General features: G+C 75.3%; 21 protein-coding genes. 10 read left to right on the forward strand and 11 right to left on the reverse strand.

All coding sequences use genetic code 11. The features are described 5' to 3' along the window. The first annotated feature begins 90 nt into the window (after nucleotides 1-90). Nucleotides 91-1,059, forward strand: a complete 969-nt coding sequence (locus ABD353_RS04915) for a hypothetical protein (RefSeq protein WP_344622214.1) — start codon at nucleotides 91-93, stop codon at nucleotides 1,057-1,059. A 117-nt stretch (nucleotides 1,060-1,176) separates the two neighbouring features. Here ABD353_RS04915 and ABD353_RS04920 read toward each other — a convergent pair whose 3' ends face one another. Then, nucleotides 1,177-1,611, reverse strand: a complete 435-nt coding sequence (locus tag ABD353_RS04920; protein WP_344622215.1) for a hypothetical protein — start codon at nucleotides 1,609-1,611, stop codon at nucleotides 1,177-1,179. Between the two features lie 777 nt (nucleotides 1,612-2,388). Between ABD353_RS04920 and ABD353_RS04930 the strand changes: the two genes are divergently transcribed. Both ABD353_RS04930 and ABD353_RS04935 read left to right on the forward strand, forming a co-directional pair. Further along, nucleotides 2,389-2,805, forward strand: coding sequence for a hypothetical protein (locus ABD353_RS04930; RefSeq protein WP_344622216.1), 417 nt, complete (start codon nucleotides 2,389-2,391; stop codon nucleotides 2,803-2,805). A 154-nt stretch (nucleotides 2,806-2,959) separates the two neighbouring features. Further along, on the forward strand, nucleotides 2,960-3,925 hold the full coding sequence (locus ABD353_RS04935) for a hypothetical protein (RefSeq protein ID WP_344622217.1): 966 nt from the start codon (nucleotides 2,960-2,962) through the stop codon (nucleotides 3,923-3,925). A gap of 187 nt (nucleotides 3,926-4,112) precedes the next feature. Here the strand turns inward: ABD353_RS04935 and ABD353_RS04940 are convergent, their stop codons facing one another. Further along, a complete protein-coding gene (locus tag ABD353_RS04940; RefSeq protein WP_344622218.1) occupies nucleotides 4,113-5,906 on the reverse strand; it encodes an adenylyl cyclase in 1,794 nt (597 codons plus the stop codon). A gap of 335 nt (nucleotides 5,907-6,241) precedes the next feature. On the opposite strand from ABD353_RS04940, the gene ABD353_RS04945 reads away from it, so the two are divergent. Then, nucleotides 6,242-7,264, forward strand: a complete 1,023-nt coding sequence (locus ABD353_RS04945) for a polyprenyl synthetase family protein (RefSeq protein ID WP_344622219.1) — start codon at nucleotides 6,242-6,244, stop codon at nucleotides 7,262-7,264. Nucleotides 7,265-7,331: 67 nt separating this feature from the next. On the opposite strand, the gene ABD353_RS04950 is transcribed toward ABD353_RS04945, so the two are convergent. After that, complete coding sequence (locus tag ABD353_RS04950; RefSeq protein ID WP_344622220.1) at nucleotides 7,332-8,570, reverse strand: acyl-CoA thioesterase/BAAT N-terminal domain-containing protein; 1,239 nt, start codon at nucleotides 8,568-8,570, stop codon at nucleotides 7,332-7,334. A gap of 486 nt (nucleotides 8,571-9,056) precedes the next feature. On the opposite strand from ABD353_RS04950, the gene ABD353_RS04955 reads away from it, so the two are divergent. The 3 genes from ABD353_RS04955 to ABD353_RS04965 all read left to right on the forward strand — a co-directional run bounded on the left by ABD353_RS04955 (nucleotide 9,057) and on the right by ABD353_RS04965 (nucleotide 11,639). Continuing rightward, nucleotides 9,057-9,887, forward strand: a complete 831-nt coding sequence (locus tag ABD353_RS04955) for a DUF3048 domain-containing protein (protein WP_344622221.1) — start codon at nucleotides 9,057-9,059, stop codon at nucleotides 9,885-9,887. A 153-nt stretch (nucleotides 9,888-10,040) separates the two neighbouring features. Beyond that, entirely contained in the window at nucleotides 10,041-10,967 is a 927-nt protein-coding gene (locus ABD353_RS04960) for a CAP domain-containing protein (protein WP_344622222.1), read from the forward strand. Nucleotides 10,968-11,438: 471 nt separating this feature from the next. After that, a complete protein-coding gene (locus ABD353_RS04965; RefSeq protein WP_344622223.1) occupies nucleotides 11,439-11,639 on the forward strand; it encodes a hypothetical protein in 201 nt (66 codons plus the stop codon). A 318-nt stretch (nucleotides 11,640-11,957) separates the two neighbouring features. Here ABD353_RS04965 and ABD353_RS04970 read toward each other — a convergent pair whose 3' ends face one another. The 4 genes from ABD353_RS04970 to ABD353_RS04985 form a co-directional block, all read right to left on the reverse strand. Further along, nucleotides 11,958-12,320 carry a hypothetical protein gene (locus tag ABD353_RS04970; RefSeq protein WP_344622224.1) on the reverse strand — a complete coding sequence of 121 codons (363 nt, stop codon included), beginning with the start codon at nucleotides 12,318-12,320 and terminating at the stop codon, nucleotides 11,958-11,960. A 282-nt stretch (nucleotides 12,321-12,602) separates the two neighbouring features. After that, entirely contained in the window at nucleotides 12,603-13,166 is a 564-nt protein-coding gene (locus ABD353_RS04975) for a hypothetical protein (protein WP_344622225.1), read from the reverse strand. Further along, nucleotides 13,163-13,297 (reverse strand): hypothetical protein, encoded by a 135-nt coding sequence (locus ABD353_RS04980; RefSeq protein WP_344622226.1) that lies wholly within the window; start codon nucleotides 13,295-13,297, stop codon nucleotides 13,163-13,165. The genes ABD353_RS04975 and ABD353_RS04980 overlap by 4 nt, the downstream gene beginning before the upstream one ends. A gap of 138 nt (nucleotides 13,298-13,435) precedes the next feature. Beyond that, nucleotides 13,436-14,215, reverse strand: coding sequence for an alpha/beta hydrolase family protein (locus ABD353_RS04985; RefSeq protein ID WP_344622227.1), 780 nt, complete (start codon nucleotides 14,213-14,215; stop codon nucleotides 13,436-13,438). Here ABD353_RS04985 and ABD353_RS04990 point away from each other — a divergent pair. Then, the gene (locus tag ABD353_RS04990; protein WP_344622228.1) at nucleotides 14,214-14,342 is read left to right on the forward strand and encodes a hypothetical protein; all 129 of its coding nucleotides are present in this window, start codon (nucleotides 14,214-14,216) and stop codon (nucleotides 14,340-14,342) included. The two genes, ABD353_RS04985 and ABD353_RS04990, sit on opposite strands and share 2 nt — an antisense overlap. A gap of 110 nt (nucleotides 14,343-14,452) precedes the next feature. Continuing rightward, on the forward strand, nucleotides 14,453-14,596 hold the full coding sequence (locus ABD353_RS04995) for a hypothetical protein (RefSeq protein ID WP_344622229.1): 144 nt from the start codon (nucleotides 14,453-14,455) through the stop codon (nucleotides 14,594-14,596). Between the two features lie 53 nt (nucleotides 14,597-14,649). On the opposite strand, the gene ABD353_RS05000 is transcribed toward ABD353_RS04995, so the two are convergent. The 4 genes from ABD353_RS05000 to ABD353_RS05015 all read right to left on the reverse strand — a co-directional run bounded on the left by ABD353_RS05000 (nucleotide 14,650) and on the right by ABD353_RS05015 (nucleotide 18,839). Continuing rightward, nucleotides 14,650-15,279 (reverse strand): SEL1-like repeat protein, encoded by a 630-nt coding sequence (locus tag ABD353_RS05000; RefSeq protein ID WP_344622230.1) that lies wholly within the window; start codon nucleotides 15,277-15,279, stop codon nucleotides 14,650-14,652. Between the two features lie 61 nt (nucleotides 15,280-15,340). Continuing rightward, complete coding sequence (locus ABD353_RS05005) at nucleotides 15,341-16,204, reverse strand: methyltransferase domain-containing protein (protein ID WP_344622231.1); 864 nt, start codon at nucleotides 16,202-16,204, stop codon at nucleotides 15,341-15,343. A gap of 107 nt (nucleotides 16,205-16,311) precedes the next feature. Then, on the reverse strand, nucleotides 16,312-18,051 hold the full coding sequence (locus ABD353_RS05010) for a hypothetical protein (protein WP_344622232.1): 1,740 nt from the start codon (nucleotides 18,049-18,051) through the stop codon (nucleotides 16,312-16,314). Beyond that, nucleotides 18,048-18,839, reverse strand: coding sequence for an ABC transporter ATP-binding protein (locus ABD353_RS05015; RefSeq protein WP_344622233.1), 792 nt, complete (start codon nucleotides 18,837-18,839; stop codon nucleotides 18,048-18,050). The genes ABD353_RS05010 and ABD353_RS05015 overlap by 4 nt, the downstream gene beginning before the upstream one ends. 157 nt (nucleotides 18,840-18,996) lie before the next feature. Between ABD353_RS05015 and ABD353_RS05020 the strand changes: the two genes are divergently transcribed. Then, a complete protein-coding gene (locus ABD353_RS05020) occupies nucleotides 18,997-19,692 on the forward strand; it encodes an alpha/beta fold hydrolase (RefSeq protein ID WP_344622234.1) in 696 nt (231 codons plus the stop codon). Nucleotide 19,693 lies beyond the last annotated feature (1 nt).

Genomic DNA, 19,693 nt, shown 5'->3' on the forward strand with positions numbered 1-19,693 from the left:
CCGCCCCCGGCCGCGGCCCCCCCGCCCGGGGACCGGCGCGGCTCACCGCCCGCCCAGCCAGCCCCGCCGACCAGGAAGGCCTTCGCTCCCGTGTCCAGTCGCCGGCGTCGCCGCCCCGCCGCTCTCCTGATCGCCCTGCCGCTGTTCCTGGCCGGCTGCGCGAGCGCCGCAGCCTCGAACCCCGGCGTGGACGGACCGCCGACCGCGCCGGTGACGCCGCCGCCGGTCTCCGCGACACCGACCCTCGCGTCGGCGAACGACAAGCCCCTGCCGCTGGACGCCTACCTGCTGAACCCGCAGCAGGCGTCCGAGGTCGCCAAGGCGCAGCAGGAGCTGGTGTCCCGCTGCATGAAGCGGTTCGGGTTCACGTACAAGCCTCCCGGCTCGGCCGACCAGCAGCGCGACAGCGACGCCCCCGCCAGCCGGGTGGACGGGCGCTACGGGCACCAGAGCGCCGCGTTGATGGCGAAGTGGGGGTACCACCCGGAGGGCGGGATCCGCGCCACCCCCGACGTACCGGGCGGCGGCTGGACGACCACGCCGGAGATGGCCGCCGCCGAGCGCGGCGTGTCCGACCCCAAGCAGCGGCTCGGTCCCGGCGGGCAGGTGGTGAACGGGCAGACGGTGCCGGAGCACGGCTGCGTCGGGGAGTCGGTGAAGCAGTTGACCGGGGCCGTCAACGGCCGGGTGGGCGACGCGCAGACCGCCGACGACATCAAGTTCTCGACCCTGAAGAACTCTCAGGAGGACGCCCGGACACGGGCGGTGTTCGCCCGGTGGTCGCAGTGCATGAAGGGCAGCGGGTACGACTACCCGGACCCGCTGGCGGCGGTCGGCGACCCGGAGTGGCGGAAGACCGCGCTGCCCACCGAGCGCGAGGTGCGGGTGGCGACCGCGGACGCGGCCTGCCGGGCGGAGTACAACGTGGTCGGCGTCTGGTACGCGGTCGACTACGCCTACCAGGAGCAGGCGATCAAGGCCAACGCCCCGGCCATGGCTGCCGCCAGGGCGGCCCTGGAGACCCAGGTCCGGGCGGCCGCCCGGGCGCTGGCCGGCTGACGTCCCGGACCCGCGACTGTCGGCGCCCCCACTGCCGACAGCCCGGTCCGCGTCGGCCGTCCGCGCCGGTGGTCCTCGGCCGTCGTCCTCGACGGTGCAGCGTTCTGCGGCGCGTGGTCAGTCCCAGGCCTCGGGGTCGCCGGGGGCGGGCGGGGGTCCGTTGCGGAAGGCGTCGATGCCGAGGGCGGTGCTGACGAGGCCCATCAGTGCGATGACGGCGGGGACGAGCAGCCGGGACCAGCCGAGCTGGCTCGGGAGCAGTGCGTGGCCGGGGCGGCTGAGGACGGTGACGGTGTCGCCCGGGACGAGGTCGTCGGGGGCGGAGCCGAGGTCGTCGAGGGGGACGGGGTCCGGGACGGCGACGGTGATGACGCGGGCCGTGGTGCCGCGGGCCGTGCGGTCGTAGGCGGCCACCAGGACGGTCGCCCGGACGTGCGGGGCTCCGGCGTACTCGACGTGGGCCGCGATGCCCGAGCCGCCCATGAGGACGGCGGCCAGGAGGAAGACCGGGCCGAGCACGATGTGGAGCTTCGGATCCTTGGCTGTGTGCACGGTCCCCCCTGACTCGTCCGGTTGATCGTCCCGGGCGGGCGGTGGCGTGTAAAGAAGTCATCTCATGTGGCGGGTCTGCGGCGGCGGATGAGGTCGGCGGCGATGGTGGCGAAGGCCGCGAAGTGGCGCCCTTACGCTCGTGGCGGCGGTGGAGCCTGAGGAAGCCGCCGAGCCGGGCGACGGTGCGCTCGACGACCCGGCGGTGCCGGCCGGGGCGGGTCGAGGACTCGGTGCCGCGGCGGGCGATGCGGGCGGTGATCTGTCGGCGTCGAGAGGTCCGGGGAAACGGACCGGGAGCAATCCCGGCGCTGCTCCCCGGGCCCACTCGGCGACGAGGCCGGCTTCACGCGCCGACCGTCCCGACACCCCGGCCTCAACCCTGACGGGCCGAGGTCAGGAGACCCCGTCGGGGCGTCAGACCCCCTCGTGGACCCCGTCCGGCGGCGATCCGGTCGTGGTCCGGCGCGGGCGAACGGTGGCCGCACCGGTGACGGGACGTCGACGCCGTGGCGGCGGAGGCCGCCGAACGTCCTCGGTCCGCCGGTTCCTTCGCGGTCCGGGGCCGCCCGCGCCCACGCGGCGGAGCCGCCGGTCGACGGAGTCCCCGGTCCCCGTCCCCGGCGGTGTCGTCCCGGCACCCACGGTGCGTCCGCGCTACGACGGCGCTACCGGGGCGATACGGGCCGTCCCCAAGATGGGGCCGCAACCGCCCGGAGACCACCGACGGGACCGCTCGGAGCGAACGCCGGAGGTGCCGGCGTCGTAAGGAGGAACGAGATGCGCTTCAGGAAGCTCCTCGCCGCGGCCGGCGTGGCCGCCGCCGTTGCCACGACCGGCCTGGCCACGGCGGACACCGCCTCGGCGATCAACTACGACTGCAGTGGCGAGACCCACGCCGTCTGCCTCTACTACAACTCCAGCGCCTACGGTTACGGCGCCTACTTCCAGCAGGGCGGTGACATCCACGACTACGGGGCCTACTGGTTCCAGCCCGGCCTCAACGGCAGCAACGGTGTCGGCAACACGGTGAAGAACCACGCCGCGGCCGTGGACAGCTGGTACGGCGGCAACTTCGTCGTCTACTACAACAGCTGGTACGACTGCAGGTACGCCTGCCAGACCATCCCGGCCTGGAAGACCGTGGACCTCAACAGCGCGCTGAAGAACAACAACGCCTCGGGCGCCTTCCACTGAGCCCGTCCGGGCCTGTCCGGGTCCGTCCGAGCCCGCCCGGGTCCGTGTCCGGGCCCGGGTGACTCCCGCGGTGGTCCCCGGCCGTCCCCACCGGCCGAGGACCACCGCGGCCGCCGATCCACCGAGTCCTCCTCGCGAGAGAGAGATCCCACCCGTGTCACGACGCCCGCGCCGCACCGCCCTGCTGATCGCCCTGCCGCTCCTGCTGGCCGGTTGCGCGAGCGCGGGTGCGGAGCCGAAGCCCGGCACCGCCTCCCCGTCGCGCACGGACCCCGTTCCCTCGGTCTCCGCCGTACCTGCGCTCGACTCGGCCAACGACAGGCCGCTGCCCCTCGACGGCTACCTGCTCAATTACGAGCAGCAGACCCAGGTCGAACAGGCGCAGGCCAAGCTGGTCACCGCCTGCATGACCCGGCTCGGATTCACCTTCGCCTTCCCCGCGTCGCCCAGGGAACTGCGCGGCAGCGACGCTCCCACCACCCGGATCGACGGCCGCTACGGCCCGCAGAACGCCGCGACGATGGCGACCTGGGGCTACCACCCGGAGGGCGGCGTCCCCGCCGAGAAGATGCAGCCCCGGTCGGCCCCGGCACCGAAGTCACGGGAGGAGACGATCGCGCAGACCGGCTCCTCGGACCCGAAGCAGCGGTTCGGCCCGGGAGGCCAGCTCGTCAACGGCCGGAAGGTGCCCGACCACGGCTGCTTCGGCGAGGCCAACCAGCGGCTCACCGGTGCTGTGGACGGGCAGATCGGCGACCCGCAGACGGCCGTCACCCTCAAGTTCCGCACGCTGAGCGAGTCCCAGCAGGACACGCGCACGCGGGCCGCGTTCGCCCGGTGGTCGCAGTGCATGAAGGGGAGCGGCTTCGACTACCCGGACCCGGTGGCGGCGATGGGCGACCCGGAGTGGAACAGGACGCCCATGCCCACCCCGCACGAGATCCGGGTGGCCGAGGCGGACGCGGGCTGCCGGCACGAGCACAACGTGGTGGGCATCTGGTACGCGGTGGACTACGCCTACCAGCAGGAGGCGATCGCCGCCGAGGGGAAGGCGATGGCCGAGGCCAAGGCCGGCCTGGAGACCCAGGTCCGGGCCGCCCGCCAGGTCCTGGCCTCCTGAGAGGCCATCTCGTCGGGGCTCGCAGGCTGCTCGCGTGACGGTCGTGGAGCGCCCGGTGCCGGACGAGTTGCGGGAGTCGTTCCAGGGACGGCTTCTCGAGGGACGTCGGGGGCGTCGTTCCCGGCCGGGGCCCGGGGCCGCCGCGCCGGGGCGGTGCCGGGAGACCCGGTCACCGCCCCGGTGGCGGTCAGACGGTCGCCACGCCGTTCGAGTAGCCCTTCATGAAGTAGGTGCCGAATCCGTTCTGCACGGGATCGCCGCTGTTGTTGACGCAGTGCAGGATGCCTCCGCCGCCGGGGCCGTTGAGGCACACGGTCATCAGGTCGGTGAGGACGACGCCGGGGGTGTCGGGGACCTCGTAGGCCCGGTCGGCGTAGATGTCGGCCTGCAGGTTGAAGAAGCAGTAGCTGCCCAGGCCCCAGGCCCGGTGGTCGGTCACGGAGTCGGCGACCTTGTACGCGGCGTAGCCGCGGGTGCCGTGGTGGACCCAGGCGGACTGGGTGGGGACGTCGTAGGGGTGCTCGTTCTGGAAGAAGTAGGTGCGGCCGTGGTTGCCGTTCCAGAGCACCTCGTACTTCTGGAAGTGCTCGGCGAACAGGCCGTAGGTGGTGACCCGGTCGCCGTTGACGAGGAAGCCGGTGCCTGCGGGGTTGACCGACCAGCCGACGCTGCCGTCGAGGCCGTGGTCAGCGCGCCAGACCCAGATGTGGTCGACGATCACGTCGTTGCTGTCGATCCGGATGGCGACCTCGGTGCCGCCGGCCACGACCCCGCCGATGCGGGCGAAGACGTCGAAGAGCGCGGTGGGGCGGCCGGAGTGGTTCCGGCGGCTGCGGCCCTCCCCGACCCGGAGCAGCACCGGGGAGCCGGCGGAGGCGGCCTCCAGGAGCAGGCCCGCGACGGTGACGTCGTCCACGTCGGCGACCTCGACCAGCGAGTTCCCGTTGACGGCCTGCAGGGTGGCCAGGCCCAGGCCGAGCACGACCGTCCCGGGCCGGGTCACCTGCAGCGGGGCGGAGAGCCGGTAGATGCCCGGGGTGAACAGCAGGTGCCGGCCCTGGGAGAGGGCGCGGTTGAGGGTTCTGGCGGAGTCGCCGGGCCGGGCCACGTGGAACGCGGACAGCGGGATGCCGTGTCCGGCGGCCTTGCCGGAGGCCCAGGTCGTCCCGGTGGAGTTGCGGCGCAGGGCGGGGACGAAGACGTGGTACGAGCCGTGGGCGTCCACGGTGAGGAAGGGCTTCTCCCGGACGACGGGGGTCCGGTCGACCGTGGTCATCGGCGGGCTGGGGAAGCTCTGGGCGGGAGCGCCCTGGGTGCCGACGAAGACCATGTTCCAGTTGGCGCCCGTCCAGCTGCCGAAGGTGTCGTTGCGGGACAGCCACTGCTGCTGCGAACCCGACTCGACCTGGCCGTCCACCACGCTGTCGGCGAGGAAGCCGCCGCTGGACCAGCGGTTGCCGGGCGGGCTGGGCCACAGGGTCATGTTGCCCTTGACGTGGGTGCGGCGCATCGGGGCCGCCTGCGAGACCGCCCACCGCTCCAGGCCGTCCGGCGGGACGATGCACAGGTTCTCGGCGGCCCGCCAGAAGTTCTGGGTGCCGTTGCCCTGGAACCACTGCGCGTCGGCGGTGACGTGCCCGTTGATGACGACGTCGTCGGGGCTCTGGCCGAGGCCCAGCACGTGCGTGTAGAAGCCGACGTTGATGTCGACGTTGTAGGTGCCCGGCTTGAAGGCGAGGGCGTACCGCTCCGTGCCGAACTGGTTGGACTCCTGGATCTTGAACACGGCGTCGACCCGGGCCTGGATCGCCGCGTCGCCCATGGAGGGGTCGAAGACCAGGACGTTGGTGCCCAGGCCGGTGGCGTCGCGGGCATCCGGCGCCGCGGAGGCCGGGCCGGTCGCGAGAGTGCCGGCCACGGGCAGTGCGGCGGCGACCGCTGCACCGCGGAGCACGGTCCGGCGGGTCGGGGTGACAGACATGACTCTCCCTGGCGTGGATGGGTGGGGAGGGGTCCGGAACCGGCCCCCGATGCCGTGAGAGCGCTCTCTCACTCGCGGTGGAGAGTGAAGCACCGGGGCGATGCGGCGTCAATAGGCGGCATTCTCGTGGCGGTTCGGACGTGGAGGTGCCCGTGGGACAGGACGGCGGTCGCTCGGGACGGCCGCTCGCCCCGGCGCCGGCCCACCGGCAGCAGGTGCGCCCGCGCCGGGTTGCGGCGGATGCGGGGCCGGGGCGTCATGTCAGGAGGGCCACGCCGACCGTCGCAGGAGGTGCGGCGCCGTTCCGTGGCGACTCGAGAATGTCGGAGACCTTCGTGCAGACCGTACGCACCTCGCAGCAGATCACCCAGGACGTCATCGCCTACATGGAGCCCGCGCTGCGGGCGGCGGTGGACCGGCTCGACGAGCCGGTGCGGCGGATGACGGAGTACCACTTCGGGTGGGTCGACGCCGAGGGCCGGCCGACGTCACCGGTCGGATTCCGGCGGCGGCCCGCGCTGGTCGCCCTGCTGTGCGCGGGCAGCACCCCGCAGGCGTGGGACGCCGCCCGGACGGCCGCCCTCGCCGGCACCCTGATGTCGGCCGCCGGGACCGTCCACGACGACATCGTCGACCGGGAGATGCTCCGCAAGGGCCGGCCCACCCTCTGGGCGGCCTTCGGCGCACCGGCCGCGATCCAGGTCGGGGTCGCCCTGCACTGCCTCGCGTTCGAGCTGCTCGCCGAGGTGGGCGACCCGGTCTCCACCGAGCTGATCCGCCGGGCCGCCCGCGCGATCCGGGAGTGCTGCTCGGGACAGGTCCGCGACCTGGAGTCCGAGGGCACCTCGCGGATGAGCCCCGACCTCGCCGTCGAACTGCTGGAGAAGACGATCGCCCTGCCCACCGCCGGGGTCTGCCTCGCCGGCGCCCTGGTGCGCGGCGCCGGTGAGGACGAGCTGGCCGCCGCCGAGCGGTTCGGCTACCACGCCGGGATGGCGATGGCCTTCTTCGACGACTGGGAGGGCGTCTGGGGGACCTCCCGCGACGCCCTCGAGGACCCGCTGGCCGACCTGCGGCGACGCAAGTCCCGGGCCTTCGCCGCCGTCGCCCTCCGGTCCGGCGGGCCGGCCCGCGACCAACTGGCCGCCTTCTACGACGACACCGCCGAGCCCACCCTCGACCGGCTCCGGCACGTCGCCGACCTCGTCGAGGAGTGCGGGGGCCGTGCCTGGCTGGAGGAGCGGATCCGGGAGCACGTCCGGCTGGCCCACGCGGCCCTGCCGCAGGCCGTACCGGACCCGGTCGCGCCGGCCGAGCTCGCCGCGTTCGTCGCCGCCCTGGCCGACGAGCTGACCTGACCGGCCCGCCGCCGACGGCGCCGGCACCACCGGGGTCCGCCGGCCGCACCGGTGCCGGGGCCGGGTGTCACGCCGGCACCGCGTCCAGGAAGGCGAGCACCCGGGGCCAGCCGGCGGCCTGGGCGGCGGCGTTGCCCGCCCGGGTGCCGCCGAGCAGGTCCACCCGGCCGCTGGTCGGGTTGACGAACTGCGTGGGGGCGGACAGGTACGGGAAGGTGCCGACTCCGTGGCCGGCGTCCGGGTACACCAGCGCCTGCCGGGGCTTCGCGCCGGGCACCGCCGCGCCGATCGCCCGCGCCCATCCCGGCGCCGGCCAGAGCAGGTCGGACTCGCCCGCGACGGCGAGGATCGGGCCGCTGACCCGGTCCAGCGGGATCGGCTGCCGCGGCACGGCCCGGCCCTCGACCGTCCAGGCGTCGCCGCCGTTCGGCAGGCCGGGATTGACCTGCGCGGAGGGCGAGTAGACCACGGCGCCCCGGACGAGGTCGGGGTAGTCCTGGGCGAGCAGCAGGGCGGCCTCGCTGCCGCGCGAGTACCCCATCACGACCACGGGCGCCGACGCCGCCGCGGGCTGCGCGGCGAGCAGGCGCGCGGCCGTCCGGAAGTACTCGAGCGGCACGTCGTGCAGGGTGGCCGGCAGCCCCGGCTCGGCGAAGTAGGCGACGGCGAGGGCCGGATGGCCGTGCGAGGCGAGCAGCGCCGCCGTGTACCGCTGGCTGTCGCCGCCCTCCGAGCCGCCGAAGACCAGCACCGCCGACTTCGCCGGGGTGCCCGGCGGCGGGAGGAACAGCTGGCCGTCGACGTGGTCGCGGGCCACGGTCAGCCGTTCGGTGGACACCCCGGCGCCCGTCCACTGCCGGGTGAGCGTCCGGCCGGCCAGTTCCCGGCCGTGCGCCGTCACGGTGATCCGCACATCGAAGGAGGGCCTCGCTTCGGGGAAGACCGGCAGAAATCCCGAGCGGTCGGCGGGCCGGCCGACCGGGTCCATCGACCAGAACAGCCCCATCCCGTCGGCGGCGGCGTACGATCCGCCGGCGAGCGGGGCCGCCGTGTCGAGCGCCACGGTGCCGTGCCGGTCGGCGCGGAACACGGCGCGGGCCTGCCACTGCTGCCCGCGGTGGTCGTCGGCGGACGAGGTGACGGTGACCTGCTCGCCCCCGGCGAGTCCGGTGATCCGCAGATGCACCGGCGCGTCGGCGAGAGTCACCGCCTCGGCCTCGACACCGGCGTGTCGGTCCGCGCCCGCGGAACAGCCGGCCGCCACCGGCCCGAACAGCACGGCCAGCGCCACGGCGGCCGTTCGCACCGTTGCCCTCATCGGTCCCCCCGAACGAGTGATGGTCACTCATTCTCGGTACCGGGAAACGCCGTTGGTCAAGGGACCGGCCGAGCCGGCCGCGGACCACCGGGCCGGCGGTCCCCGGCCGTGCTCCCCGGGGCGGAAGACGACGCTCCGGGCGGGAGTATTCCGCGGCCGTGCGGGCACATCCTGCTGCAGACGTCGGTTCACGCCGGCTGCCGATCACGACCGCATCCACCGGTCGGGAAGGGAGCTCCGGTGGACATCCGCAGCACCGCCCGCGCGACCACGGCCCGGGGCCCGCGGCGACGCGTCCGCGCCCGGATCGGGCTGCCGCTCGCGGCGGCCGGGGCCGGCATCGGGCTCGCGTCCCTCCAGGGCTGTGCCGGCAGCGCCCCGGAACCGAGGGCACCGGCCGCGTCCACCGTCCCGGCACCGAGCGTGCCCGCGCCGTCCGACGCCCCGGAGTCCGCACTGCCAGGAGTACCAGGAGTGCCCGGTCTCCCGAACCCGCTCGACAACGTCGGCACGGCGGGCAACACCCTCGCCGTGAAGATCGACAACGTCGGTGCCCGGGTCCAGTCGATCCAGCAGGGACTCGCCCGCGCCGACATCGTGTACTGGATCCAGGTCGAGGGCGGCCTCTCCCGGTTCCTCGCCGTGTACGACGCGAACCACCTGCCCGCCCTGATCGGCCCGGTGCGCTCCGCCCGGCAGACCGACATCCCGCTCCTGCAGCAGTACGGGCGCCTGGACTTCGCCTACAGCGGCGCCATCAGCGGCCTCCTTCCGCTCCTGGAGCGGGCCGACGTGCAGAACGTCACCCCGCCGAACGACCCCGGCGCGTTCACCCACGACGCCGTGGACCCCACCTTCCTCGACCCGCACCAGGTCCTCGCCCGGTTCCCGTCCGTTCCCGCCCGCTCCCCCGGTTTCGTGTTCGGCACCGCACCGGACGGCGGCAGAACGCTCGACGCCATGACCTGGCACCTGCCCTCCGCGTCCATCGGCGTGCGCTTCGACGGCAGCACGTACGGCGTCGCGGTGGACGGCCACCCGGCCTGGTCCGGGACGGCGACCGTCGTCGTCCAGCACGTCAGCACGGTGCCCGGTCTCTTCACCGACTTCAACGCCGGCCATCCCGACAACGAGGTGTTCACCCGGACCACCGGCGCGGGCCGGGCGGAGGTGCTGCGCGACGGCCGGGTGTGGGACGTCAGCTGGAGCCGTCCGGACCCCGCCGCGGGCACGTCGTTCACCCTGCCCGGCGGCAGCGCGATGACGTTCGCCACCGGTCCCGTCCTGGTGCTGCTGGTGCCCTGAGCGGCCTGCAACGGCCGGCCGGACCGTGCCGCGCCGCGCCACGGTCGGCGGCGGCAGTTTTTCCGTGAACATTCGCGCGATTTCCGTTATCCCCGGCCCGGATGAGGGTCTCCTGTCCGGAAGGGCAGTCGACCGGTCGACGGAGGAGAGCAGATGACGGAGTACCCGAGCGGGGAGCCGGTGGACCGGTACGGGCCCGGCCCGTCCACGCGCCGGGCGGGCGGCGGGTCGCACCGGCGGGCGGTGCCCGGCAGGCACCGGGCCGGGTCCGGGTCCGCCGCCAAGCCCCTGCTCGCGGTGGTCGCCGTGGCAGCGACGGCCACCACCGCGGTGGTCGGCGGCAGGATGGCGCTCTCCTCCGGCCCGCAGGACACCACGACGGCGGCCGCACCGGAACCGCAGCTGCCGACCGTCGACCCGGCGGGGACGCCGAGCCGGTCGGCCGTGCCGTCGGCGGCCGCGTCCCCGCAGACCACCGGCCCGACCCGCCTGCCCGGCGCGTCCGCCACCACCACCGTCCCCGTCCAGAAGCGCGTCACGGCCACGGCGGCCCCGACCAGGACCCGGGCGGCCGCTCCCCCGACAAGGACGGCCCAGCCCACCACCACCGGCTCCGGCTCGGGTTCCGGCTCCGGTTCGGGTTCCGGCTCGGCCGCGGACGCAGCGGCGAACCAGGTGCTCAACCTGATCAACCAGGCGCGTGCCGCCCAGGGCGTCGCCCCGCTGCAGATGCTCGCCGGTCTGCAGACCAGCGCGAACGCCCACAACCACACCATGGCGGCCGGCTGCGGCCTCCAGCACCAGTGCCCGGGCGAGGCCGCCTTCGGAGACCGCGAACACGCCGGTGGCGTGCAGTGGAGCACCGCGGGCGAGAACATCGGCGACGGCGGCCCGGTGGCCGACACCACCGACGGCATGGCCGGCATGGCACTCGGCCTCACCAACGACATGCTCGCCGAACAGCCGCCCAACGACGGCCACCGTCGGAACATCCTCAACCCGGCCTTCCACCACGTCGGGATCAAGCTCCTCCGCGACTCCTCCGGCACCCTGTGGATGACCCAGGACTTCTCCGACTGACCCCGTACGCGGACCCCCGCACCGGCCGGCGGCACGCCGGCACCCCGGCCGGTGCGGGCGCGTCGTGCTGCTTGACACGGCACCGTCATGGCGACGGAGTTTCGCTGCGCGCAACAACCCTTTTCCTCAAGGGAGTTCACCGCACACCGCGTATCGCGGACGCTGCGGTCCACGCCGGTGCCGCAGCTCGAGGACGGACCGCCGCCGTCGGCCGGTGAGAGCGTCTCCCCCGGCCCGACGGGCCGCTCCCCCGGAGGAGTTCACCGCACCCTGCGCATCGCGGGTGGCGCGGTCCCCACCGGTGCCGCAGGCGGCCACCCGGTCGCGGCCGCCGCAGCCGCCCGAACGGACACCGCCGAACCACCCCGCGCAGGAACAGCGCTCAGGGGGACGGCAACCTCCCACGGCCCGACTGCGACATGTGACTGCGCGGCTCCTGCCCGCCGTTCCCGTCCGAAAGGAAGGCGCCCCATGCCCCAGCACGGCCACCGACGAACCCGTCGCAGGTACGGCGCCCTGGCGGGTGCCGCACTGCTGGCCGCCGGCGGGGCCGGCCTCGCGGTGCACGGCGCCGGCGCCGCCACGGCCGGGTGCCGCGTCGACTACCGGGTCACCAGCTCCTGGTCGGGCGGCTTCGGCGCCGACGTCACCAACCTCGGTGACCCGCTGTAGGAGCTGTCTTCAAAGGGCGCTCGGGTGGTCGATTCAGGGGTGCGCGGGGGGCACCCCTGTGCGGCATCCGTACACCTTTGAAGGCACGTCCCAGCCCGATCTTCGACCTCTGGGCCCGCGGCCGGGCCGCGGTCCGGCACGGGTTCCGCCGTTCCGCGGACAGCGGCCGCGGCCCTGCGGTGACCGGGTGCGCCGGGACGCCGTCGGCCGCCGGTGCACCGATCGGGCCGTCCCGCGCGCCGCCGCGTGTCGCAGGCGGTCCTCCCGGGGCCCGGCCTGCCGGGTCCGGGCCGGGACGGAGTCGGCAGACCGCGGGGGCTAGCCCGCAGCCCCGGTGCGCGGCCCCCCCCCGCCGCCCGGGCCGGCCGCCGTCCCCAGGCCGGCGCGGGCCCGCACCAACAGGGCCACGGCGCAGCGCAGGTGGCGGTTGACGACGGGCAGGAGGGTGCCGCGGAAGCGGTCGGCCGCGCACAGTTCGGCGGCGACTTCCTGCAGGAGGGTCGCCGCGTGGCGGATCCCTTCGCCCCGGTCGCTCGTCCGGTACTCGCCCGCCAGGGCGGCCGCGGTGCGGGCGAGTTCGCCGGTGCCGGGATCCTCCAGCGGGTCCGCACCGAAGTACACCAGCAGGACTGTCAGTTGGGCCAGCAGATCGTCCCTGCGCCCCACCCACCATACGCTCACGCCGTGATCATCGCCCATCACGCAGGGTGCGGGGTCGAGAACCGGCCACCCGGGGCGATGCCGCTCCCGGCGCCGGTCGGCCGGGTGACGACCGGCAGCGCGGCGCGGCTCGACGTCCGGCGGTCACGCTCCTCGACGGGTCGGGCCGGCTGTCGTGAGCGGGGCACCTGCCCCGGAGGCCCGAAGGCCGGCTCCGTGATCTGACGTGATTTCGGCGCCCGCGCCGTGGACGGCGGCGGTGGACGGTTGCAGGCCGGCTCGCCCGCTTCCGTCCCGTGTCCGTCAGTTGCAGTCGCCGGCCGAGGGGTCGCACGGCTTCACGTCGTGGATGCCGGGAAGGGCGCCGATCCGCTCGCGCAGGATGTCCAGTTCGGCGCGCGGGGTGTCCGGGGAGAACTGGACGGTCATCCGCCCCTCCCGCCTGCCGCCCTCGTCGTGGAAGAAGACGGCGGTCGCGCCGTGGCCCAGCGTGGGGATCCCGGTCAGGGCGCCGTCGCGCTCCCGGGCGACGACCGGCGGGGGCGCGCCGTCCACGGTGGCCGTGAAGGCGGTGGGCTCGCGGAAGTGCGGAGCCGCCACCTGCTCGAAGACCATGGTGCCGAAGCCGGCGAGGGTGAAGAACGCGACCGCGCCCCCGAGGACGGTCGACAGGCACTCCGGGCGGAGGTCGGACCTGGCGCCCGCAGCCAGCAGGACCAGGGCCGCCGGCGCCCGCAGGAACCAGCCGAGCAGGACGCCCACCACCGAGGCCGCGAGCAGCAGTCCGGCGAACAGCCAGCAGGCCCGGCGGAAGTCACGCGCCCGGGCGGCGGGCTGGGGCAGCAGGGTGAGGAGCGTGCCCGTCACCAGCCGCCGTCGAGGCCCGCGCCGACCGCCGTCCACCAGATGGCGAAGGGCAGTGCGCAGGCCGTGGCCAGTGCGGCCAGTACCCGCGCGCCCGTCGGCACCGGCGCGTCGTTGACGGCCACCCGCTCCATGACGATCCCCCTCGCCCGACCGAGACTTATTGAACGCGTTCAAAACATAGCGCGCAGAGATCCGCCGGTCCACCCCGGGGGCCCGGGGCGCGGTCCCCTCGCACCCCGGCCCCTTGACGGCGGGTCAGAAGCTGCGCGTCACTCCCCCGGCGCAGCCAGCAGGTCCTCCAGGGTCGCGGCCACCAGCGGCCACGCCGCGGAGCGGGGGTCGACGAGGTCGAAGTGGCCGCAGTTCCCGGGGGTGAGGAGACGGGCACCGGCGGCCTCGGCGTAACGCCGGGCCATCCCCACGGGCAGGTTCTCGTCCTGTTCGCCGTGCACCACCACCGTCGGCACCTCGACCCCGCCCAGGGCGGCCGGGTCGGCCGCGGCGTAGCGTTCGGCGAACTGCGCAGGACCGCCGCCGAGCAGGTCGGCCACGGCTCCGCGACCGGAACCGAGGTCATGGGCCCACCGCAGGTCTGCGGCCGGAGCCAGGGCCACCACGCCGGTGAGCCGGGGCACGTCGGCGGTGCGGCCCGGTGATCCCTCGGGCAGGCGGTGGCGCAGGCCCGCCCACAGGGCCAGGTGTCCGCCCGCCGAGTGCCCGAGCAGCAGCACGCGGCCGGTGTCCACCGTCCCGCCGGCGATGCGGCCGACCTCCTCGGGCAGCACGTCCACGGCTCGGGCGACGTCGAGGAACGTCGTCGGCCAGCCGCCGTCCCCGCCCACCCGCCGGTACTCCACGTTGGCCGCCGCCCAGCCGTGCGAGGCCAGGTCCGCGGCCAGCGGCGACAGTTCGGCGCGGCCGTACGGCTCGCGCCAGAAGCCGCCGTGCAGCAGCAGGACCAGCGGTGCCGGCGCCCCGCCCCGGCCGGTCGGTGGCAGGTGGAGGTCCGCCACCTGGTCCGGGTGCGCTCCGTACGCGACGGTCGTCATGACCGGCTCTCCGTTCGTCGAGGAGGAATGCAACCAGGCCATGGTCGTCCAACACGCCGCCGCGGGCCGCCGGTTCGCGATCACCTGCTCCGCGGGCCGTTTCCTGACGCACCGCCACGGCCCCTGACGGTCGGCGGACCGCCGTTGACCGGTGATCGGCCCCGGGCGGATCATCCTGCACATGACGTCACTTGCGACCGCCGGACAGCCGGACGGGTCCTGCTCGGGTGGAGCCTGTTGGCGATCGTCCTGGGCCTGGTGGGTCTCAGCGGCCGGGTGCCGCTGCGGCCGGGCACCCTGCCGGGTCCGGCACGGGGCATGAGCGCCCTGTTCGCCGTCCTGGGCGCGATCACCCTCCTCGGCCTGGCCCTCCGGGCATGACCGCCGGACGCCGAAGGGGCGCCGCCGGCCGTCCGTCTCCGTCCGGGGACGACTCACATCATCCGCTCGGCCGTCTCCGCCCGTGCCCGCAGCGCCGCCGCTTCCGCGTGCGCGCCACGGGCGTCGAGGAGGCGGGCCCGGTACTCCATGGCGTAGGCATCGCCCAGTGACTCGGCGCGCAGGAAGGCCTGCACGGCCCGGTCGGGGTCGCCGTGGTCCCGGAAGGCCACGCCCAGGGCGGTGATGGGGTAGGCCTCGTCCTGGTCGAGGATCGGCGGGGCCCAGCGGTCGACGGTCGCCCGGTCGCCGCGGTCGAGTGCCTGGCGGACCAGGCCGAGCATCGCGTCGGGGTCGCCGAGGGCGGCGCTGCGTTCCCAGATCACCTGGGCGCGGTTGGTGTCTCCGGCCAGCGAGTGCAGGGTGCCGAGGTTGAAGCCGGCGCCGACGTTGCCGGCGTCCCAGGCCCTGGTCAGCCAGGTGAGTGCCCGGGCGCGGTCGACCGCGATCAGGGCCGCGCCGAGGTTCGCCATCGCCAGGACGTCGCCCGACTCGGCCTCCGTCTCCAGCTCGGCCAGTTCGGCGGGGACGGGCCGTCCCACCGAGGCCATCGGGATCCGGCGCGAGACGATCTCCTCGCCCCGGCCGTCCTCGGTGCCGCGACGACGGCGGAACCAGCCGAGCATCAGCGACCGCCCGGCAGGTGGGGCAGGACCGGCCCGCGGAGGGCGCGCACAGGGGGAATCGTCATGGGCCGATCGTGCCATCCCGGTCGTGGGTGCCCCGCAGGCGGGTGGGGGTCCGGGCATCCGGTGCTGCCCGGACCCGTCGTCGGTTCACGGCCGGGACGGGGCTCACTTCCGCGCGGTCACCACGACCGCCGTCTCGGCGACGGAAGAAGCGTCCCCGGTCCGCGGCGAGCCGGACCGCGTCGTGCCAGGCTTCGACCTCCGCGAGGGACACGACACCGCGCCCCTGCGATGCGGCACTGCTCAGTGCCCGCCGCATGCCGTCGATCCGGCGGGCGGCGTGGCCGCTCGGTTCGGTCGAGCTCGTCACCCAGGGGTGGGCCCGTTCCAGCGACAGCGGTGAGGATTTCACCAGGCCGGGCAGCTTCCGTCCGATCCTCCCGTCCGCGTGGTCCATCCAGGGCTGCCGGTCGTCGGTGAAGGCGTGGCAGATCCGCCGGTCCAGCTCCCGGCCCGCGCCCGCGACCACCAGGGAGTCGAAGTCGACGTGCGCCACCACCGCCCGGCCGCCGGCCCGGAGCACACGGGCGGCCTCCACGAGGAATGCGGCCGGGTCCGGCAGGCACTCGAGGACGTTGTACGAAACCACGGCGTCGACGCTGCCGTCCGGCAGCGGGAGCCGGCCTGACAGGTCCGCCACGGCGACCGCGGCGCCGCCCGGATGGTCCGCCAACAGTTCCCGGGCGGCCCCGACGCCCGCCGCCGACCGGTCGAGGCCGATCAGCCGGGCACCCGGGAACCGGCGGGCGAAGGCCGCCAGCGTGGGGCCCCTGCCGCAGCCCAGGTCGGCGACGCGGCCGTCGGGCCGCAACGCCGCCGAGTCCACCAGGTGGTCGTGGATCGGTTCGTCGGCCTCCGACATTCGTTCTCCTCCCCCGTCCGCTCGACGTCGTCACCGGCCCCGCCCCCGTACCCCGGGTCCGTACCCGGGGCACGGGTCCGGGCACGGGCCCGGGCGCGGGTTCGGCCTCAGCCCGCCCGGCCCGGCCGGGCCTGGGCGGGCAGCTTCTCCGCCCTGACCCGGGCCCAGTGGAACAGCCCCACCGCCACGACCGCGCCGACCACGGCCGCCCGGCCCAGCGAGTCCACCGTCCCGCCGCGCAGTGCCGCGGAGAACGGCAGCGCCAGCAGCGGCACGGCCACGGCGGGGCCCGCCGCGTACCAGGCCGCGAACGCCACGATGTTGCCGGCGCCACCGCCGGTCGCCTGCGCCGGGCGGTACAGCAGGTCGCGGCGGGCCGCGCCCCGGCAGGCGTTCACCAGGCCCGCGCCGACCAGTGCGGGGACGGCGGCCGGTGCCAGCCAGGCCGCCGGACCGGCACCGCAGAGCACGGCCACCGTGCTCCCCGCCGCGCCGAGCAGCGCGCCGAGCACGGTGGGGACTACGGACCGGCGCAGCATCAGGCCGGCGAACGGGAACGGCGTCCAGGAGGCGCGGCGCACGTCGTCCGTGTCGATCCGGGCGGGCTCCAGCAGTTGGGCGACGGCGAGGTGGCCGAAGACCAGGGCGAGGCCGGTGGCGGCCAGCGAGACGTTCCACCGGGCGGCGTGGGCGGGCACCGCGCACAGCAGTGCCGGCACGGTCAGCAGCACCGCCCGGCCGAGCCGCGCAGGCGAGCGGAGGAGGGCGAGCGTGTCCCGCCAGTACACGACGAGCCAGGCCCGGCGGGGCGCGGGCAGCCGGACCTTCAGCCGGCGGTCACCGCCGGTGGCGGCGTTCACGGCCAGCCGTGCGGCGCGCGGTTCGACCGTCCGCAGGGCGGCGAGGACGCTTGCGGCGTTCCTGGCCCGTTCCCGCAGCAGGGTCAGCGACACGGTGCCGGCGGCACGGTCGGCCCGCACCAGGCCGACGACGGTCGACACGATCAGCAGGGCGGCGGCCGCCCCGCTCCCCGGGACGGCGGCGGGCGTCGGCGCGAGGGCGGCGATCCCCGCCCAGCCCCACGGGCCCGACCACAGCACGACCCGGTCCAGCCAGTGGACGGAGTGCCCCGCGGCGGCCAGGGCGCTCTGCGCGGCGAACCCGAGGACCAGCACGGTGGCGTACGGGGTGAGCCGGCGCGCCAGGCGGGCGGCCCGCTCGCTGCGCTCCACCGACAGCGCGGCGCAGACACCGAGCAGCGGCAGGCACGTCCCGCCGATCAGGCACCAGGCGAGGGCGGCGGGCAGTCCGGCCCGGACGGTCAGCCCGAGCACGACCATGGCGCCCGCGGACGCCACGATCCCGGGGAACACCGCGAGCCCGCAGGACAGCCGGAACCAGGGCCGCAGCACCGGCCCGGGGCGGACCGGGTGGACGAGCAGCCAGTCGATGGTGGCCCGCGGCGGCACGACCGGGCCGCGCCAGAGCCCGTCGCGCACGGCGAGCAGCAGGACGGCCAGCCCGACGGCCGCGACGCCGCCCGGCACGGCGGCCAGCAGCGCGGGGCCGCCGCCGGTGTAGTCGGCGCCCATCGCGGCCTGCAGGAACAGGCCCAGGCTCGGTACGCCTCCCCAGACGACCAGGATCAGCACGGTGCAGTAGAGCGCGTACGCGACCTGGCGCACCCGGTTGAGACGGTGCGGGGTCCGCAGGGATCGCAGCAGGGCCAGCGCCTCGTCGGTCCAGTCGTCGGCGTCGCTCCACTCGGCGGGCAGGGCGTCGGTCGCGAGGGCCGGTTCCTCGGGCCCGTTCTCCGCGGCGACCGCGGGGCCGTCCGGGCCGCTCACCGGTCCTCCCCGTCGTGCACGTCGCCTGCGGACCCGGCGGACCCCGCGGACCCGGCGGCCGGGAGCTCCGCGAGCAGCAGTTCCGCGGCCAGCATCGCCTCGGGGACGCCCTGCCGGACGACGCGGCCCTCCTCCAGCACCACGACCCGGTCGGCCACCGCGAGGGCGAGGTCGGCGTGGTGGGTGACCAGCAGCACCGCCACGCCGTCCGCGAGTTCCGCCTTGAGCAGGTCGGCGAGGCGTCGGCGCGCGCCGGGGTCGAGGCGCTGCTCGGGCTCGTCCAGGAGCAGCAGGTCCCGCGGCCGGACGAGCGCGCAGGCCAGCAGCAGGGACTGCATCTGCCCGGAGGACAGGGCGGAGGTCAGCGCGTCCGCCCGCTCGTCGAGCATCCGGTCCTCCAGCACCTGCTGGACCCACGCGGCGGCGTCGGCGATCCCGTGCGCGACCGCGACCAGCAGCAGGTGCTCGCGCACCGTGAGGTCGGGGTAGCAGGCGACGGTGTCGCCGACGACCGCCACCCGGGCCCTGATCCGCGGGTCGTTCTCGTCCATCGCCAGGCCGTCGAACCGGACGGTGCCCCGGCTCGGCAGGTCACGGCCGGCCGCGAGCCGCAGCAGCGTCGACTTGCCCGACCCGTTGTGGCCGACCAGCGCCACGCACTCACCCGCGGCCACCGACAGGTAGACCGGTTGCAGGACCTCCCGGTCGCCGTACGAGCGGCTCACCCCGGTCAGTTGCAGCAGCGCCGGCCGCGTGGTGGCGTGCGGCTCGGCCGCGTTCTGAACCATGGTGGGCACCTCTCGACGATCGACCGGATCACAGTACCGACCGGCTGCCGGCGCCCGTGGGCCGCGGCCCCGTCGACCCGGTTCCCGGTGGTGACGGTGGCCGGCGTCTACCGTTGGTCGGGTCGGGGCGGCCGAGGCGGACGTGGAGGCGGCGCGGATGAGGGTCGTGTTCGTGCACGGGGCGTGCGTGCGGGACGGATCGTGGTGGTGGCACCGCACGGCTGAGCTGCTGCAGGAACGAGGGGTGCGGAGCGTGGCTCCGGCGCTGCCGAGCTGCGGCGAGGCGGGCACGCCCGGAGGCACCGGCGGTCCGGGGCTCGCCGAGGACGTCGCGGCGGTACGGCGGGCCCTGCTGGACGGCGACGAACCCACCGTGGTGGTCGCCCACAGCTACGGCGGCATCGTCACCGCGGAGGCCGCCGCCGGTGTCGGGGCGGTGCGCCACCTGGTGCTGGTCTCCGGCTACCTCCCCGAAGTGGGGCAGAGCCTGTCGGACTTCGGCGACGGCACGCCCGCCCCGTTCCTCGACGTCGACCCCGACGCCGGCACCTTCGGCGTCCGCCCCGACCTGCTCGTGGACACGTTCCTCCAGGACTGTGACCCGGACGTCCGGGCGCAGGCCGCGGACCACCTCGCCCGGCAGAGCGTCCAGGTGCTCGGGCAACCGGTCGCCGCGGCCGCCTGGCAGCAGCTGCCCTCCACCTACCTCGTCTGCACCCGCGACCGCGGCACCCCGCCGCCCCTGCAGCGCGAATTCGCCCGCCGCGCCGACGACGTCGTCGAACTCGACGCCGGCCACCACCCGTTCCTGTCCCGACCCGCCGCCGTCCGCGACCTGCTGCTGAGCCTGTGAC

It is taken from the genome of Kitasatospora arboriphila (assembly GCF_039528095.1).
In the GTDB taxonomy this organism is placed as follows: Bacteria; Actinomycetota; Actinomycetes; order Streptomycetales; family Streptomycetaceae; genus Kitasatospora; species Kitasatospora arboriphila.